Source organism: Desulfovibrio sp. DV, assembly GCF_001936595.1.
Taxonomy (GTDB): Bacteria; Desulfobacterota; Desulfovibrionia; order Desulfovibrionales; family Desulfovibrionaceae; genus Solidesulfovibrio.
This window is the reverse complement of sequence record NZ_MLBG01000002.1, coordinates 52,698-69,110: the sequence shown is the minus strand read 5'-3', so window position 1 is coordinate 69,110 and position 16,413 is coordinate 52,698. Positions and strand designations below refer to the sequence as shown.

Sequence of the window (16,413 nt, the reverse complement as noted above, 5' to 3'; positions counted from 1 at the left end):
GCCGAAGCGGTCCGGGATTGTGACGCGTTCGCCGTGACTATTCCCACTCGATGGTCGCTGGCGGTTTGGACGAAATGTCAAACACCACGCGGTTGACGCCCTTGACCTCGTTGATGATGCGGTTGGACATCACGGCCAGGATCTCCGAAGGCACCCGGCTCCAGTCCGCCGTCATGGCGTCGAGGCTGTCCACCACCCGGATGGCGGCCACGTTTTCATAGGTCCGTCCATCGCCCATGACCCCGACGGTTTTAAGCGGCAACAAAACAGCAAACCCCTGCCAGACCTTGCGGTACCAGCCGGAGGCAATAAGCTCGCTCTGCACGATCTTATCCGTTCGCCGTAAAATCTCAAGCCGTTCCTCGGTGACCTCGCCAATGATGCGGATAGCCAGGCCCGGACCGGGGAACGGATGCCGCCAGATGATGAAATCGGGCATCCCGAGTTCGACGGCCACCTTGCGCACTTCGTCCTTGAACAGTTCGCGCAGCGGTTCGATCAGCTCAAGTTTCATGATCTCGGGCAGGCCGCCCACATTGTGGTGGCTTTTGATGACGGCCGAGGGGCCCTTGAAGGACACGGACTCGATGACGTCGGGATAAAGCGTCCCCTGGGCCAGATACTTGACCTTGGGCAGCTTGGCCGCCTCGACCTCAAAGACCTCGATAAAGGTGCGGCCGATGATCTTGCGCTTTTCCTCCGGGTCGGTCACCCCGGCCAGCTTGTCGAGGAAGAGCTTGGACGCCTGGATATAGTGGAGATTGAGGTCGAAGTGTTCGCGCAGGTAGGCGGCCACTTCCTCGCCCTCGCCCATGCGCAAAAGTCCGTTGTCGACGAAGATGCAGTGGAGCTTCTTGCCAATGGCCTTGTGCAGCATGACGGCAACCACGGTGGAATCCACGCCGCCGGACAGGGCGCAGACCACCTCGTCGTCGCCGACCTTGGCCGTCAGGGCGGCAAGCTCGGTCTCAAGGAAACTCGACATGGTCCAGCCCGTGGTCAGGCCGGCGATGTCAAAGAGGAAGTTGTGCAGGATGCGCTCGCCATCCTCGGTGTGGGCCACCTCGGGGTGGAATTGCAGGGCGTAGATGCGCCGGGACACGTCGGCCAGAGCGGCGATGTCCACGTTTTTGGTGCGCGCCGCCACCACAAAGCCGGCCGGCGGCGTAGTGACCTTGTCGCCGTGGGACATCCACACGATGTGGCTGGATTTTTCCGGCAAACCGGCAAACAGCGGCACATCGGCCAGCACTTCCAGATCGGCCCGGCCATATTCGCGGTCCGTGGAGGCGGCCACTGTGCCGCCGGGCTGGTGGTGGGCCAGAAGCTGCATTCCGTAGCAGATGCAAAGGGTCGGCAGGCCCAGGGCAAAGACGGCCGGGTCAAAGGGCGGCGCGTCGGCGTCGGTGACGCTGGACGGCCCGCCCGAGAGAATGACGGCCTTGGGGGCCATGGCCGCCACCTCGGCGGCGGTGACGGTGCAGGGATGGATTTCCGAATACACGCCGGCCTCGCGCACACGGCGGGCGATAAGCTGGGTGTACTGGGAGCCGAAGTCGAGAATAACGACCTTGTCTGGCTGGAGCATATCAGTAGGTCTCCACGCGGTAGTTGGGGGCTTCCTTGGTGATGATCACGTCGTGGACATGGCTTTCGCGCAGTCCGGCCGGCGAGATACGCACAAACTGGGCCTTTTGCTGCAATTCCTCGATGGAAGCGCAGCCGCAGTAGCCCATGCCGGAACGCAGGCCGCCGACGAGCTGGTACAGGCTGTCAGTGACCGGGCCTTTAAACGGCACCCGGCCGACGATGCCTTCAGGCACGAGCTTGTTGGTTTTTTCCTGGAAGTAGCGGTCGGAGCTGCCGTCGCGCATGGCGTCGATGGAGCCCATGCCGCGGTAGATCTTATAGGTGCGGCCCTGGTAGAGAATCGTTTCGCCGGGGCTTTCCTCGGTGCCGGCAAAAAGACCGCCCATCATGACGGTGTCGCCACCCGAGGCAATGGCCTTGACGATGTCGCCGGAGAACTTGACGCCGCCGTCGGCCACAATGCGCTTGCCGGTCTCGCGGCAGGCCCGGGCCGCTTCCATGATGGCCGTGACCTGGGGCACGCCCACACCGGCCACCACCCGGGTGGTACAGATGGAGCCGGGGCCGATGCCGACCTTGACCGCGTCGGCTCCGGCGGCAATGAGCGCCTTGGCTCCGTCGTAGGTGCCGACATTGCCGGCAATGAGCTGGCAGTCGGGATAGTCGACCTTGATGGCCCGGATGGAGTCCAGGATGTTTCTGGAATGGCCGTGGGCGGAATCGAGGACCAGGAAGTCCGCGCCGGCATCGAGCAGGGCCTGGACCCGCTCGTCCCGGTCGCCGCCAACGCCAATGGCCGCGCCCACCCGCAGCCGGCCCAGGCTGTCCTTGCAGGAATTGGGGTATTTGCGGATTTTTTCGATGTCCTTGATGGTGATAAGGCCGCGCAGCTTGTTGTTGTCGTCAACCACCAGCAGCTTTTCGATGCGGTTGGCGTGCAGGTGGTGCTTGGCCTCTTCCAGGGTGGTGCCGACCGGCACGGTGACGAGCTTCTCGCTGGTCATGACCTGGCCGACGGTGGTGACGGAGTCCTTGATGAAGCGTACGTCGCGGTTGGTGACGATGCCGACGAGCGTGTCGCCGTCAACGACCGGCAGGCCGGAAATGCTGTATTCGCTCATAAGGCGCAGGGCCTGCTCCACCGTCATGGTCGGAACCACGGTGATGGGGGAAATGATCATGCCCGATTCGGACTTCTTGACCTTTTCCACTTCCAGGCGCTGCTGGGCAATGGACATGTTCTTGTGCACCACGCCCACCCCGCCGCTTCGGGCCAGCTGAATGGCCATGCGCGACTCGGTGACCGTGTCCATGGCGGCACTGACCAGGGGGATGTTGAGCTTGATGTCCGGGGTCAGCCACGAGGAAACATCGGCCTGGTCGGGCAGCACTTCCGAATAGGCCGGTACAAGCAACACATCGTCAAAAGTGAGGCCGAAATTAATGACTTTCTCCATATCGCAATCTCCGTCCGGGTTATGGGTCGGCCTAGTCCAGGCCGAGGTAGGCGGAACGCACCTTGGGGTCGTTTAAGAGGTCGCGAGCCGGCCCCTCCAGGGTCACGCGGCCGGTTTCGAGCACATAGCCGCGATGGGCGATCTGCAGCGCCATCTGGGCATTTTGCTCGACAAGCAGCACTGTTACGCCGTCCTTGTTGATCTGCTGAATGATTTCGAAAATGTTTTCCACCACCAAAGGAGCCAACCCCAGGGACGGCTCGTCGAGCAGCAGGAGTTTGGGCCGGGCCAAAAGCGCCCGTCCGATGGCCAGCATCTGCTGTTCTCCGCCCGAAAGCGTGCCGCCCATCTGGTTTCGCCGTTCGCGCAGCACCGGGAACAGGGTATAGGCATGCTCCTCGTCCGCCCGGATGCCGGCCTTGTCTTTGCGCAGGTATGCGCCCATGAGCAGGTTTTCCCTGACCGTCAGCCTGGGGAAAATCATGCGGCCCTCGGGCACCTGGGTGATGCCGAGGGACACGATGCGCTCGGTTGAAAGGCGCGTGGTCTCATCGCCCAAAAAGGCCACCCTGCCCTGCCTGGGCTGGACCACCCCGGAAATGCTCATCAGCGTGGTGGTTTTGCCTGCGCCGTTGGCTCCGATCAGGGTGACGATTTCACCCTGGGCGATGTGCAGGGAGACGCCTTTGAGCGCCTGAATGTTGCCGTAATAGGATTCAATGCCGGACAGTTCAAGCATGTGCCGCACCCTTGCCGAGGTAGGCCTCGATAACGTCAGGGTTGGTCCGCACGTCCTGGGGGGAGCCGTCGGCGATCTTGACGCCGTGGTCCAGGACCACCAGGCGCTTGCAGATGCGCATGACGAGCTTCATGTCGTGTTCAATGAGCACGACAGTCACGCCGCGCCCGAGGATGGCGTGGATAAGATCGACCAGGGCTTCGGTCTCCCTGGGGTTCATGCCGGCGGCCGGCTCGTCGAGCAGCAGCAGTTTGGGGTCGGTGGCCAGGGCCCGGGCGATTTTCCAGGCGGCGCTGGTCGCCATAGGACAGGCTCGAGGCCGGGGACAGGGCCGTTTCCCCAAGGCCCACGAAATCGAGGTTGTCCATGGCCGCGTCAATGATGCCTTGCTCTTCGATCCGCTGGGACCGGGTCCGCAGCACCGCGCCGAAGAAATTGGCCGAGGTGCGGCAGTGGCGGGCGATGCGCACATTGTCAAGCACGGTCAGTGTGCCGAAAAGCCGGATATTCTGAAACGTCCGGGCCACGCCCAGGATGGTCATGCGCTCGGGCTTGTTGCCGGCCACGTTGCGCTCTTCGGCTCCGTCGGCAAAGAGGATGCGGCCGTCGGTCGGGGTGTAAATGCCGGCCACGCAGTTAAACATCGTGGTCTTGCCTGCGCCGTTGGGGCCAATGAGGCCGGTAATCGCCCCACGCTCCACGGCAAACGAGACGTCGCTTAAGGCCATGAGCCCGCCGAAGCGTTTGCTCACACCGTCTACAGTAAGTATCGCATCCATATTACGCCGTCCGACGCGCATCCAACCGGGCGCGCAGATCCTTTATCAGTTGGCTTTGCATGGTCGATTCCGCCACCTGGGTGAAAATGCCGTTGGGACGAAACCGCATGATGAGCACCATGATGAGGCCGTAGACCAGAAACCGGGTTTCGGCCGGCAGTCCGAGCTTGGGCAGGACCACCCGCAGCACCTCGCCCAGGGCAATCAGGATGACCGAGCCGATGAGCGCGCCCTTGATGTTGCCAAGCCCGCCGAGCACCACCATGCACAAGACCAGGAAGGATTCCCAGAATTTGAACATGTCCGGCGAAATAAAAAGCGTCCACCGGGCCAGAAAGGCTCCGGCCAGGGCACCGATGCCGGTGGAGACGGCAAAGGCGATGACCTTGTAGGCGAAAAGGTTCACCCCGCAGGAGGCCGCGGCCATGGGATCCTCGCGGATGGCCAGCCAGGCCCGGCCCAGGCGCGAATCCTCCACCCGGCGCATGACCAGATAGACCAGGGCCACCATGACCATGGCCAGATAGTAATACGGGATCTCGCCCCGGAAGGCGTAGCGCCAGCGTTCGTTGATGCCAAGCAGCGTGGCCAGCCAGGTGACGTCGAAGGCAATGGGGGCGATGCCGGGGATGCCAAGCGGCCCCCGGGTGAGCCAGATTTCGTTGGTGAGAAAAAGGACCACCAGTTCGGAGAAGCCAAAGGTGACGATGGCAAAATAGTCCCCCACCAGCCGCAAGGTGGGCGCGCCAAGGAGCATCCCGAACAGCGCCCCGTTGATGACCGCCAGAGGGACAATGAGCCAAAACGACATGTTGTAGTGGATGGTGAGCAGCCCGGCCGTGTATGCCCCGATGCCGTAGAAGCCGACGAACCCGAGGTCGAGCAGGCCGCAAAATCCAGGCAGGATGTTAAGGCCCATGGCCAGGACCATGTAGACCATGATCAGGACCAGGACGTGCAGGACGTAGGTGTCCCGAAAAGGCATCAACGGGTAGGTCAGGATCGCCGCCAGAAGCAGGTATTTCAGTGTATTTGCCGCGCCGCGCATGTGTATTCCGATCTGTTCTGGGAGCCGGTCGCACCGGCCGCCGGTTGCTACGCCTTGTCCGTCACGGCCCGGCCGAGCAGGCCCGAGGGACGGAAGATGATGACCAGGATCATGACCGCATAGGCCACGCCGTCGCGATAGGGCGAGGAGATATAGCCTGCGCCGAGGGTCTCGGCGATGCCGAGCACCACGCCGCCGAGCATGGCCCCGGGCACCGAGCCGATGCCGCCGAGCACTGCGGCGGCAAAGGCCTTGACCCCGGCCAGATAGCCCATGGTGGGATACATGGTGTTGTAATACATGGACACCATGATGCCGGCCATGGCTCCCATGGCCGAGCCGAGGGCAAAGGTGAAGGTGATGACCCGGTTGACGTTGATGCCCATGAGCGCGGCTGCCGTCTGGTTCTGGGCCAGGGCGCGCATGGCCGTGCCCACGCGGGTTTTGGTGATGATCAGGTTAAGGCCCACCATGAGGGCCACGGCCACGGCGTAGATGATCACCTGCATCCAGGAGATGGTCACGTCGGAAAAGGTTAGGGCCGGATCATTGAAAAAGGCGGGGATGGCCTGTTTGGGAAACGGCAGCGGCCGGCTGCCCCAGATGATCATGGCCAGGTTTTGCAGAAAAATGGACATGCCGATGGCGGTAATGAGTGCAGCCAGCCGCGGGGCCTCGCGCAGAGGCCGGTAGGCGACGATGTCGAGCAGCACGCCGATGGCGGCGGCAGCCAACATGGCCAGCAAGACGGCGACAGGCAGCGGCAGTCCCAGGGAAATAAACGACAGGGTCAGAAAAGCCCCGAGCATATAGATTTCGCCGTGGGCGAAATTGATAAGCTCAATGACGCCGTAAACCATGGTGTAACCCACGGCTATGAGTGCGTATATGAGGCCCAGGGTGAACCCATTAACGAGCTGTTGTTCGAGCAACGTCTGCTCCGAGGCGGTTTGACGTGAAGTGGTTGGGCCTTCAAGCGCGAACAGGCTGGAGGGTGTCCAGCCTGTTCGCGTTCGGTTTTCCGGTAGCGGCCGCCTAGTTCATCTGTTTGGGGGCGGGGACGAACTTGCCGTCCTTGACCACCTTGACATAGGCGGGCTTCAAGCAATCGCCGTTGGCGTCAAAGTAGTTGACGCCGGTGACGCCCTTGTAGCCTTTTTCGGGGCTGCTAAGGCTGGCCAGATAATCGCGGATCTTGGTCCGATCGGCCCCGACCTTGGCAATGGCTTCGGCCATGATGCCGGCGGCGTCATAGGCGTTGGCGCTCATCCAGTCAACATCGCGGTTGTACTTGGCCTTGAAGGCGTCGATGAACTTCTTGGCGTCGGCGCCGGCAGTCTCGACCAGGAAGGGAGCGGTCAGGTAGGTGTTTTCCACGGCCGCGCCGCCAAGCTTGACGTAGTCGGCGTTGTCAAAACCGTCAGCACCCATTTTGGGGATGTTGAGGCCAATCTTTTTGGACTGGTCGGCAATGAGCGCGCCTTCGGGATAGTAGCCGGCGATGAACATGGCCTCGGGAGCCGCGCCCTTGATCTTGGTCAACTGGGGCGTGTAGTCCTGGTCACCCTTCTTGTAGGCTTCCTCGCCGACAATGGTCAGGCCCAGGGTCTTGGCTTCCTTGATAAAGGCGTCTTTCAGGCCGATGCCGTAGTCGTTGTTCTCGTAGAACACGGCGACCTTTTTTAAGCCCCAGCACCTTGTCGGTGTAATCAGCCAGGAACTTGCCCTGGAAATCGTCGCGGTAGACGTTTCTAAACGACCAAGCCTTGCCGGCCTCGTCCTTGCTCTTGGAAGAGATGGTGGTGTTGGTGGCCGTGGGCGTGATGGCGGCGATGCCCTCGCGCACGTAGGCGGGCAGGCCGGCCAGGTGGGCCGAGGAGCACAGGTGGCCGACGATGCCGACGATCTCGGGATCATTGACGATGGAGGAGGAAACTGTGGCGGCCTCACGGGGTTCGCACTGCTCATCGAGGTAGACGGCTTCGAGCTTCTTGCCGCCGATGCCGCCGGCGGCATTGATCTCTTCGAGCTTGAGCATGACGCCGGCCTTGACGTTTTCCCCATACCCGGCAGCGCTGCCGGTAAAGGGTGACGGCACGGCGATCTTGATGGTGTCGGCAGCGGCAGCCGGGCCGGCCGAGAGGCCAAGGGCCAGGGCGGCGGCGAACAGGGTTGACCGGGTCAATTTCCTGCCAAACATCGAGTCTTCCTCCCGTTATGGTTGTAAGGGGCTATCGGAGCACGGTTTCCGGGCGACGGCCTCGCCGGCCCGGATTGGGTACGGTCGCGTTACGCGGCAACATTCACTAAAACGTCATGAAAAGCAATCTCGCTTACGAACCCGGTTTCGTTTCAAGTTCGGTTTGGGCGGTCTTTCGGGTCTCGGGATCGGTTTTGGGCGAAGCAATGACGGCGGAAAGGGCCTCTTTGGCCTTGTCCGGCTGTCCCAGGGCATATTTGTACAAAAGGCCCAGATTGAAGCGCGCCCGGTAGTCTTCGGCGTCCTTGGCCAGGATGGCCTCGAAGGCGGCCTTGGCCCCTTCCAGGTCGTTGACGTTGTAGCGGACCACGCCCAGGGCGTTTAAGACATCTGGGTCGTCCGGGCGGACCTTGACCAATTTGTCCAAAAAGGCCTTGGCCCGGTCAAACGATCCCATGGCCATGAAGCGCTCGGCCATGGCCATCTGCAGGCCCGGATCATCCGGGTTTTCCTGCAACTTCTGCATCAGTTCCATGACTTCGCGCATGGGACCGTTCATGGCCGAATCCATGCCCTGGGGCATCCCGCCCTGCCCTTTTTTCTGGTGCACTTCAAGCGACGGACGCTCCATGCGGTAGATGAAGGAGGCGGCAAAGATGATGACCAGGGAAAAGGCCACAAAGGCCAGGACCATGCGCCCCGAGGCGTTGGGTCCCTGGCTCTGTTCAGTTGTCGTCATTTAAAATCTCCAGGCGTTTGAGACGCCGTTCAAGACGCTTTTGGGAGGTTGCCAAAAAAGCCACGTAGCAGCCGAGGCCGACCCAGACCAGGACGTTGGCCGCAAACAGATAGACTTCCTTCCCCATGACTTAATTCCTTGTGGAGCCGTGGCGCAGGAGGGCCGTGACAGCCGCGCCGGCGGCGAGTTGTTTGGTGCGGGCAACAAGCAGGGCCAGCCACAAAAGGCCCATGGCCACGAGGTTGGCCGCCATGGCCAGCCACATTTCCGGTTCCATGCCGCCGCCCTGGGAGCCAAGGACGGCCGGGTGGATGCTGCGCCAGTAGCGGGCCGAGATAAAGACCAGGGGCACATCGAGAAAGGCCACCACGCCAAGGACGGCCAGGACCGTGTCCTTGCGCTGCCCGCCGACGTCAGAGGATCGCAGAAGCAGATAGGCTGCGTACACGAACCACATGACCAGGGTGGTGGTCAGCCGGGGGTCCCAGGTCCACCAGACGCCCCAGATGGGCTTGGCCCAGCACATGCCCGTGGCCAGGGCCAGACCGGACATCAAAACGCCCAGTTCGGCGGCTGCCCCGGCCAGCCGGGCATAGGCGTCCCGGCGTCTGGCCAGATAGAGGATGGAAGCAACAAACACGACGAAAAAACTTACGAGTGACCACCAGGCCATGGGCATGTGGGTATAAAAAATCTTCTGGACCACGCCCATGGTCTCTTCCACCGGGGCGTAAAACCAGATGGCGTACTGGGCCAGGATCGACAGGACTGCAGCGGCCAGGGCGCATATGCGGATCATGGGATGCCTATTCCTCGCCGGTATAAAGAAAGGGAAAAAGGACCAGGGCGGCGGCGGTGAACACCGCATCAAAAGCCACCACGGTTCCGGTCCAGGCCCCGACGGTTTCCATGCCCCGACCCGAAATGACCGTTTCCAGCAGCCGGATGCCGGCCAGAAGGGCCGGGATGAGCAGCGGAAAAAGGATCACGGTCAACAGCGATTCCCGCGACGAGCGGCCAACGGAAAGAGCCCCCAGCAGCGAGCCCAGGGCGCAAAGCCCCCAGTCGACAGCCGCCACGACGACCAAGCCCATGCCGAAGGAACCGGCCACGGACTGGCCAAGGAAGGCCACCGCTGCCGGGGCGAATACCATCTGGCAGCAAAAAAGCAACACCCAGCCGGCAACCGCCTTGCCGAGCCACACGGCCTGGGCCGGGGCCGGCGACAAAAGCAGGCCGAGCCGCGCCCCCTCGGCCTCTTCCAGGCCATAGAGGAAATTGAACACCAGCACCTGGCCAAAGGCCGTGGCCAGCCAGAAGATGGCGGCGGCGGCCAGCGGCGGCGACATTTCCCCGGGCTCGCGCGACAGGCTCATGATGAAAATGAGCAAAAGCCCAAGCAGCACGGTCTGGACCAGACCCTGCGCCCCGGACAGGGCCAGACGCAGGTCCTTTCGGGCGATGGCAACGGACGCGCCTAGCATGTGGCCTCCCCGGCCAGACCCGAAACGTCGAAGTCCCGGGCCGCACCGTCGTAGGCCACCCGATGGCCGCGAAGGAGCAGCACCCGGTCGCACACCGGCAGATCGGCAACCACATTGTGGCTGACCCAAACCACCGAGGCCCCGGCATCGGCCGCCGCCCGGATCTCCCGGCGCAGCATTGCAGCCGAGGCCGGATCAAGCCCCGAGGCCGGTTCGTCCAGGAGCAGCAGGCGCGGGGCAGTCAGAAACACCCGGGCCAGACTCAGGCGTTGGGACATGCCCCGGGAGAAGACCCCGGCTTCCTCGTCGGCAAACCGGGACAGTCCCACCCGGGCCAAAACCGCCTCGATGGGGGCGTCGTCGCGGGGCAGGCCGAACATGGTCTGCCAGAAGGCCAGATTGGCCCGGGCCGTCAGCCTGGGATAAATGAGCGTCTTGTGGCCGAGGTAGCCGATCTCCCCCGGGGCCAGCCCGGATTCGATGTCGCCTTCGCTTGGCGGCAGGAGTCCGGCCACCAGGCGCAGCAGGGTCGATTTGCCGGCGCCGTTGGGACCGACCACCAACAGGGCCTGCCCGGGCAACACAGCCACATCGATGTTTTTGAGCACCGCCCGCTCGCCGTAAAAACGGCTCACCCGGCGAAGCGTCAGGACTGCCTCGGCCATACCCCCGCCCTACTCGGCCCTGGCCCGCAGGCGGCGAAGGCTCAGGAACGGGGCCAGACACATAAGCGTGCCGCCGATCCAGACCCAGTTGACCAGCGGGTTGACGCTGACCTTGAGGCTGGCTGCCTTCTTGTCGGTGGAGCTTATAAGCGTGGCATACAGTTCGTCGCCAAGGCTCGGGATGGTGGAGACTTCGGCAAAGGGCTGTTCAAAACCGGTGTAAATGCGCCGTTCAGGAGCCAGGACGCCGACAGGCTTGCCGTCGCGGCTGACGTCGATAATGGCCCGGCTGATGGCCATGGCTTCGTTTTGTTCCTGTTCGAGGTCCTTGAAGGTGAGCGTGAAGCCGCCGACTTCCATGGTGCGCCCGGGAGTCAGCACGGCTTCCTGGCTTACCTGGTAGGGGCCGGAAAAGGCGATGCCCAAGGTGACCAGGGCCAGGCCCAGATGGACACTGTAGGCGCCAAGGGCTCCGGCCCGGCTTCTGGCATGGCGCTGTCGGAGAAAGACATACCCTACCGTGGCCATGGCGGCGATGGAGGCACTCGAGGCAAAAAGCGGCACCGGCAGACGGATGCCCAGGCTGTAGAGGATGACGCCGCCACCGACAAAAGCGCCTACGGCCACGCCAAGGCCTGCCTTGTCGCGCACGCCCTCGCTCCAAGACAACAGCGGACAGAAGGCAACCAACGCCGTGACCAGGGCAAACAGCGGCAGGCATACCCGGTTGTAGAACCCGGCATCCAGGCCGACCGGGTTGGCGCTCCACAGTTTGCTGATGACCGGCCACAGGGTGCCGAGGAAAACAACAGCGGACAAGGCCAGCATGAGCCAGGCCAAAACAACCAGAAAGCCCGGCACACTCATAAGCCCGGCCAGGGGCTTGACGCGATCAGCAAAGAAAGGCGCACCGGCCACCAGCACGGCAGCCAGGATGACCAGGGTGAAAAGCATGAAAAGGAGCAGCGGCCCGCCGACCCCGCCCTCGCCAAAGGCGTGCAGCGATTCGACCACCCCGCTGCGCACGAGATAGGTGCCCAGGATGCAGGAGACAAAGGTGACGACTGCCAGGGCGACGTTGGTCTTGGCCAGGGCCTTGGTGCGGCGCTCGACAATGGAGGTGTGCAGGAAGGCCGTGCTCACCAGCCAAGGAATAAGCGAAGCGTTTTCTACCGGGTCCCAAGCCCAGTAGCCGCCCCAGCCCAGTTCCATGTACGACCACCAGCCACCAAGAATGATGCCGGCGGACAGAAAGATCCAGGACAGGATGGTGGTGTTGCGGGCAGCAACGGCAAAGGACGCCTGCTCGCCGACCAGCCAGGCGGCCAGGGCCAGACAGGCCGGGATGGCGAATCCGGCATAGCCGAGAAACAGCAGCGGCGGATGGAAGATCATGCCCGGATTTCGCAGCAGCGGGTTGAGGCCGCGGCCCTGGGGCACCGGCGGCACGGCTTCCAGGAACGGATTGGTGGGACCGGTCAGGAGCAGCAGGAAAAAGGCTTCAACAGCCAGAAAAAACATCCAGTAGGCATGGCGGGTCGGGACGCTTAAGCTTTTGTAGGCCGGCGACAAGGCAAAACAGACGCCGCACAGGGCCAAAACCAGCATCCAAAAGAGCAGCGACCCGGCCTGTCCGGCCCAAAAGGCCGTCAGCGTGTAAAAAAGCGGCAGCAAGGTATCGGTATATTCCGCCACATAGACAAAGGAAAAATCCCGGCGCCACAGGGCCACGGCCAGGATGGCCGAGGACAGGACCACAGCGGCCGTGGCCAGCAGATGTCCCTTTTCAATGAGGGCCAGTCGTCCGTATTCCCGTCGCCACAAACCGAACATTGCCGTAACAGAACCGGCAAGGCACAGCATCATGGCGGCAAGCAGGGAGAAATATGCCGTAACGTGCATCAGGACTCCTATGGTGCAGCCCTCCCTCCACGCTGCAATTGCTTGTCGGTCAGCAATAGGCCACAGCGAGCAAAGGGGCTTCCAGACAGTTTCGTAGCAGTTGATTCAGGGTGGGACCGCCGTTTCCCTGCCGCAGGTATGCGACAGGCGATGCAGGTCGGCTAGGCTTTCCGACCGGCACCAAGCGCCCGGCAAGGAGCCGATGGATTATCCGCGGTTTTCCTTCTGATACTTGGACGGGCATTTGGTCATGAGGGTGCTGGCGGCGAAAACGCCGGAGGCGGGATTGATCCCCCCTTCCACAATGACCTCGACGCCCGGCTTGAACGTATCGGGAACCACGCCTCGGAAATCGACGCGGATGGTCTTGGCGGCCTGATCCTTGTCGATGAGATTGAAACTGACTCCAAGGTCGTCTTCAGGACGGGCCACACCGGCCTCAGCCACGGTGCCAAACAAGCGAGCCTTGGAAAGCTCCTTGGGCTGCATGGCCAAAGCCTCGGACACATTGAGGAAATAGGAGGTATTTTCGCCCAGTCCCGAATAGAGCAAATAGCCGAGGCCACCGAGAAACAGGGCCAAAGCCACAAGATACATGGGGGTATTCTTTTTTTTCGCCATGGCAAAACCCGATTCGGTTGAAGATTACGTCGTGGGCGCGTCGTCCCGGGCACGCTGGCGCAAAAGGTCCTCGCGCCGGGTCCGGGCCAGTTCGCGCATGTCGGCTACCTGGTCGGTTTCGTCAATGATTTCTTTGCCTAAAATCTCTTCCAGGACATCTTCCAGGGTGATGACGCCGGAGACGCCCCCGTACTCGTCAAGCACCACGAAGAGATGCATACGCGATTCCAGGAATTTAACCAAGACCCGGTCCAGGGTCATGGTATCCAAAACGAAGCGGACCGGCTTCATGAGATCGGACAGGCGGACGTCGTCGTGGTCGTTGGCCAGGGCTTCGAGGACCTCGCGGCGGTAGACGATGCCGACGATGTTTTCCGGGTCGTCGGCGTCATAGACCGGAATGCGGCTGTGGGGCCACATGCCCTTGCCCTCGGCGTGGGTCTCGGCCACGGTCATCTGGGCCGGCAGGGAAAAAACCACGGTGCGCGGGGTCATGGCGTCGCTGGCGGCCTTGCAGTCCAGGGAGAGGATGTTCTTGATGGAAAGTTCTTCCAGGGGCTTTATGATGCCCTCACGCCGGGTCAGGCTGACCACGGCCCGCAAATCCTCTTCCGACGACATAGGGTCGCGGCGTTTGCCGGCCACCAGTCTGGCCAGCAGGCCGCCGGCCCAGATGATGGGAAGCAGAGCCAGGATCATGTATTTCATCGGCGCGGCGATCAGCACAGACACCGGGCGGCAATAGGCGACCCCCACGGTTTTGGGCAATATCTCGCCAACAGCCAGGATAACCACGGTAAAGGCGGCCGTAAAAAGCCAGACATCATCGGAACCGAAGACCGTGGAGGCGGCAGCCCCGGCCACGGCTGCTCCGGCGGTATTGGCGATGGTGTTGAGGGTCAGGATGGCGGTGATGGGCTTTTCGATATTGGAGCGCAGGCTATAGAGCAGCTCCCCGGAGGCCCGGCCATCCTTGCGCAGCCGTTCGATCCAGCTCCAGGGCACGGAGTACAGCGCCGCCTCGCTCATCGAACAAAATGCCGACAGGACGACAGCCAGAGCCACGGCAACGATCAAGGTCAGCATTGGCTATCGGCCCCTGAAGACAAAATGGACGGAGCCGGGCTGGCAGGAGCGGGAAAATCGGCGTCCGGGGATGAAGGGGCTGAATCGTGTTCCATGGGAAAGGGCAAGACTCCTCGTGGCCTTGGGCCGCGACATACTACAGTGGTTTTTTCTCTATACGGATTTCCTGGCGCTTGTAAAGCGGCCAGGGGCGCTAGTTCTGTCCCGCCGCCGTGTCATTTTTGAGTTTGAATCCCCCGCGCAAGGGCGGGATGATGTAGCGTTCGGTAAATTCCTCGATGACCACGTCGGGCTTTTCCCGCTCGACCAGGGCGTAATCAAACAGACGCAGTTGGGTTTCCGTCTGGGGTTTGAGCCAGACGTAGAGGGCCTTGTCAAAGGACTCGGCCATGAAGGGCAACAGTTCCCACCAAAACGAGTCGTGAAAGATCACGGCATTGGGCAGCTTGGCGTTGCCGGTGACAGAGTACTGGGGAATTTCAAAATATTGTGGGTCAACTGGCCCGTTGTAGGAAACGCCTCTGGCTTTGTACCATTCTTTATTAAAGAAGATGACACGATCTTCTTTGAGATAATCGGAAAGTCCCATCATGAAGGCGAGATCACCCGGCAGCCAGGTGTATTGCTCCACCCGGAACTGCTCGCGATTAAGAGGCGTAATGGCCGGGAAATCGCGCACGAGATTGTCCATGACACGCCGGTAGGCGGCAAAAGCACCGTGGGCATTCCAGTGGCTATCCGTCATATAAAAGACTTTGTTGTTCTTTTTTTCCTCAATAAGGGCAGAAGTAACATCAACGATATCAACTTTTGTCCTGGCCTGCACGGCCTTGACGAACTGATCCCGGTGGCTTTCCGTACGCTGGGGACGGAACGATTCGGGCAACATATCAGCATAGACGGAATTTTTGTTCGGGGTCAGGATGACCAGATACCGAATGCCCCTGGCCTCGAGCCATCGCTGGCGGCGATCAAGCTCATCAACCAGGATATTGAGCGAGGCTGCCGGCAAATCATCCGGTGAGCGGGCGTCTTCGATGACACTGCGAAAGGCCCCGTCCTGGGACAAAAACAGCCAATGCTCCTTGCCGGCCAAAACCTTGGACGAGGGCATGGTGGAGGCCAGGACAAAGGTGTCCATATAGCTGTTCCAGGTAATAAGCAGGCTGCGCAGATTATAGCGGCGGTCGAGGTAGCCGCGCCGCAGGGTGTTAAACCAGCGGCCCCAGGAGGCCGGTTCGGCGGTCAATGTCGGCAAAGCAGCGGTATCAGACTCGGCCAGCGTGCCCTTGGACGAGAATTGAAAGACGCGATCAAGGGTCGGCAGGGCCAGCATGGTCAGAAACAGGATGGCGGCCAGACAGGAGATCGTACGACGAAAGAAGGTGAGTCGGCTTTGCAAGGGATGTCGTCCGGGGATCACGCTGACTTGGGCCGGCCCCAGCCGGCCAAAAGCGCGTCCGCATGGGTTAGGAGTTCGGCCAATACGGACTGGCCCACCAGTCCGTCGATACGTCTGCCGCCGCGCCAGCGTTCCCGGATGTCCGAAGCGCTGATGTCGAGCCGGGGTATGGGCACATACTGGATCAGGTGGCCGGCAGGCAAGGCCCAGACGGCCGGATCGGACGTGGGCGAAGCGCCCATGGCCTGGGCGTTGGCAGTGAGAAAGGCGCGAAAAGCCTCGATCCCCTGCCCTTCCCGGGAGTGGATGGCCAGATGGGCCAACCGGCCAAGACCAAGGCCGTTTTTCCAGGAAGGCAGACAAAGCAGGTCGCCCATGCCCATGATGAAACAGAATCGCTGTCCCGGGCGACTGGCAATGAGCTCGGCCAGGGTGTCGCAGGTATACGACGGCCCCGGGCGCTCGGCTTCAAGGGCATTGACGGAAAACCCCGTCAACCCGCTCACGGCGGCCCGGCACAGGGCCAGGCGCAGGGAAAAATCGAGCAACTCCGCACCCGTCTTGTGCGGCGGCCGGGCGGACGGCACAAATTCCACGCCGGCCAGCCCGAGCGCCTCGGCCACCTCGATAGCGGCGCGCACGTGGGCTATGTGGACGGGATTAAACGTCCCGCCGAAAATACCGATCAAAGGCCCGGGCAT

At 62.1% G+C, this 16,413-nt stretch carries 17 protein-coding genes and 1 pseudogene; all 18 read right to left on the bottom strand.

Features of this window, described 5'->3' with window-relative positions; all coding sequences use genetic code 11:
- Window positions 1-37 precede the first annotated feature (37 nt).
- Window positions 38-1,588, bottom strand: coding sequence for a glutamine-hydrolyzing GMP synthase (gene guaA / locus DVDV_RS01000; RefSeq protein WP_075352871.1), 1,551 nt, complete (start codon window positions 1,586-1,588; stop codon window positions 38-40).
- 1 nt (window position 1,589) lies between these two features.
- Entirely contained in the window at window positions 1,590-3,047 is a 1,458-nt protein-coding gene (gene guaB, locus DVDV_RS00995; protein ID WP_075352870.1) for an IMP dehydrogenase, read from the bottom strand.
- A 31-nt stretch (window positions 3,048-3,078) separates the two neighbouring features.
- Entirely contained in the window at window positions 3,079-3,786 is a 708-nt protein-coding gene (locus tag DVDV_RS00990; protein WP_075352869.1) for an ABC transporter ATP-binding protein, read from the bottom strand.
- Window positions 3,779-4,565: pseudogene (locus tag DVDV_RS00985) on the bottom strand (ABC transporter ATP-binding protein). Before DVDV_RS00985 ends, DVDV_RS00990 begins: the two are co-directional and overlap by 8 nt.
- 1 nt (window position 4,566) lies before the next feature.
- Window positions 4,567-5,613, bottom strand: coding sequence for a branched-chain amino acid ABC transporter permease (locus DVDV_RS00980; protein WP_075352868.1), 1,047 nt, complete (start codon window positions 5,611-5,613; stop codon window positions 4,567-4,569).
- A 47-nt stretch (window positions 5,614-5,660) separates the two neighbouring features.
- On the bottom strand, window positions 5,661-6,545 hold the full coding sequence (locus tag DVDV_RS00975) for a branched-chain amino acid ABC transporter permease (protein ID WP_075352867.1): 885 nt from the start codon (window positions 6,543-6,545) through the stop codon (window positions 5,661-5,663).
- A gap of 103 nt (window positions 6,546-6,648) precedes the next feature.
- Window positions 6,649-7,284, bottom strand: coding sequence for an ABC transporter substrate-binding protein (locus DVDV_RS23085; RefSeq protein WP_254845178.1), 636 nt, complete (start codon window positions 7,282-7,284; stop codon window positions 6,649-6,651).
- Window positions 7,175-7,813 carry an ABC transporter substrate-binding protein gene (locus tag DVDV_RS23080; protein WP_254845177.1) on the bottom strand — a complete coding sequence of 213 codons (639 nt, stop codon included), beginning with the start codon at window positions 7,811-7,813 and terminating at the stop codon, window positions 7,175-7,177. The genes DVDV_RS23085 and DVDV_RS23080 overlap by 110 nt, the downstream gene beginning before the upstream one ends.
- A gap of 133 nt (window positions 7,814-7,946) precedes the next feature.
- Entirely contained in the window at window positions 7,947-8,552 is a 606-nt protein-coding gene (locus DVDV_RS00965; protein ID WP_075352866.1) for a tetratricopeptide repeat protein, read from the bottom strand.
- On the bottom strand, window positions 8,539-8,679 hold the full coding sequence (locus tag DVDV_RS00960; protein WP_075352865.1) for a CcmD family protein: 141 nt from the start codon (window positions 8,677-8,679) through the stop codon (window positions 8,539-8,541). The genes DVDV_RS00965 and DVDV_RS00960 overlap by 14 nt, the downstream gene beginning before the upstream one ends.
- A gap of 3 nt (window positions 8,680-8,682) precedes the next feature.
- A complete protein-coding gene (locus tag DVDV_RS00955; RefSeq protein WP_254845176.1) occupies window positions 8,683-9,351 on the bottom strand; it encodes a cytochrome c biogenesis protein in 669 nt (222 codons plus the stop codon).
- A gap of 7 nt (window positions 9,352-9,358) precedes the next feature.
- Complete coding sequence (locus DVDV_RS00950; protein ID WP_075352863.1) at window positions 9,359-10,036, bottom strand: heme exporter protein CcmB; 678 nt, start codon at window positions 10,034-10,036, stop codon at window positions 9,359-9,361.
- On the bottom strand, window positions 10,030-10,701 hold the full coding sequence (ccmA, locus tag DVDV_RS00945) for a heme ABC exporter ATP-binding protein CcmA (RefSeq protein WP_075352862.1): 672 nt from the start codon (window positions 10,699-10,701) through the stop codon (window positions 10,030-10,032). Before ccmA ends, DVDV_RS00950 begins: the two co-directional genes overlap by 7 nt.
- A 9-nt stretch (window positions 10,702-10,710) precedes the next feature.
- Entirely contained in the window at window positions 10,711-12,603 is a 1,893-nt protein-coding gene (locus tag DVDV_RS00940) for a heme lyase CcmF/NrfE family subunit (protein ID WP_075352861.1), read from the bottom strand.
- A 207-nt stretch (window positions 12,604-12,810) separates the two neighbouring features.
- The gene (locus DVDV_RS00935; protein ID WP_075352860.1) at window positions 12,811-13,224 is read right to left on the bottom strand and encodes a cytochrome c maturation protein CcmE; all 414 of its coding nucleotides are present in this window, start codon (window positions 13,222-13,224) and stop codon (window positions 12,811-12,813) included.
- Window positions 13,225-13,248: 24 nt separating this feature from the next.
- A complete protein-coding gene (locus tag DVDV_RS00930; RefSeq protein WP_075352859.1) occupies window positions 13,249-14,310 on the bottom strand; it encodes a hemolysin family protein in 1,062 nt (353 codons plus the stop codon).
- A 193-nt stretch (window positions 14,311-14,503) separates the two neighbouring features.
- Window positions 14,504-15,712 (bottom strand): hypothetical protein, encoded by a 1,209-nt coding sequence (locus tag DVDV_RS00925; RefSeq protein ID WP_075352858.1) that lies wholly within the window; start codon window positions 15,710-15,712, stop codon window positions 14,504-14,506.
- A 17-nt stretch (window positions 15,713-15,729) separates the two neighbouring features.
- Complete coding sequence (gene nadD / locus DVDV_RS00920) at window positions 15,730-16,413, bottom strand: nicotinate (nicotinamide) nucleotide adenylyltransferase (RefSeq protein WP_075352857.1); 684 nt, start codon at window positions 16,411-16,413, stop codon at window positions 15,730-15,732.

Bases quoted from the DNA above. Each gene is read 5' to 3' on its own strand.
- guaA (WP_075352871.1), bottom strand. From the start codon at position 1,588: ATGCTCCAGCCAGACAAGGTCGTTATTCTCGACTTCGGCTCCCAGTAC.
- guaB (WP_075352870.1), bottom strand. From the start codon at position 3,047: ATGGAGAAAGTCATTAATTTCGGCCTCACTTTTGACGATGTGTTGCTT.
- DVDV_RS00990 (WP_075352869.1), bottom strand. From the start codon at position 3,786: ATGCTTGAACTGTCCGGCATTGAATCCTATTACGGCAACATTCAGGCG.
- DVDV_RS00980 (WP_075352868.1), bottom strand. From the start codon at position 5,613: ATGCGCGGCGCGGCAAATACACTGAAATACCTGCTTCTGGCGGCGATC.
- DVDV_RS23080 (WP_254845177.1), bottom strand. From the start codon at position 7,813: ATGTTTGGCAGGAAATTGACCCGGTCAACCCTGTTCGCCGCCGCCCTG.
- DVDV_RS00965 (WP_075352866.1), bottom strand. From the start codon at position 8,552: ATGACGACAACTGAACAGAGCCAGGGACCCAACGCCTCGGGGCGCATG.
- DVDV_RS00960 (WP_075352865.1), bottom strand. From the start codon at position 8,679: ATGGGGAAGGAAGTCTATCTGTTTGCGGCCAACGTCCTGGTCTGGGTC.
- DVDV_RS00955 (WP_254845176.1), bottom strand. From the start codon at position 9,351: ATGATCCGCATATGCGCCCTGGCCGCTGCAGTCCTGTCGATCCTGGCC.
- DVDV_RS00950 (WP_075352863.1), bottom strand. From the start codon at position 10,036: ATGCTAGGCGCGTCCGTTGCCATCGCCCGAAAGGACCTGCGTCTGGCC.
- ccmA (WP_075352862.1), bottom strand. From the start codon at position 10,701: ATGGCCGAGGCAGTCCTGACGCTTCGCCGGGTGAGCCGTTTTTACGGC.
- DVDV_RS00940 (WP_075352861.1), bottom strand. From the start codon at position 12,603: ATGCACGTTACGGCATATTTCTCCCTGCTTGCCGCCATGATGCTGTGC.
- DVDV_RS00935 (WP_075352860.1), bottom strand. From the start codon at position 13,224: ATGGCGAAAAAAAAGAATACCCCCATGTATCTTGTGGCTTTGGCCCTG.
- DVDV_RS00930 (WP_075352859.1), bottom strand. From the start codon at position 14,310: ATGCTGACCTTGATCGTTGCCGTGGCTCTGGCTGTCGTCCTGTCGGCA.
- nadD (WP_075352857.1), bottom strand. From the start codon at position 16,413: ATGCCCGGGCCTTTGATCGGTATTTTCGGCGGGACGTTTAATCCCGTC.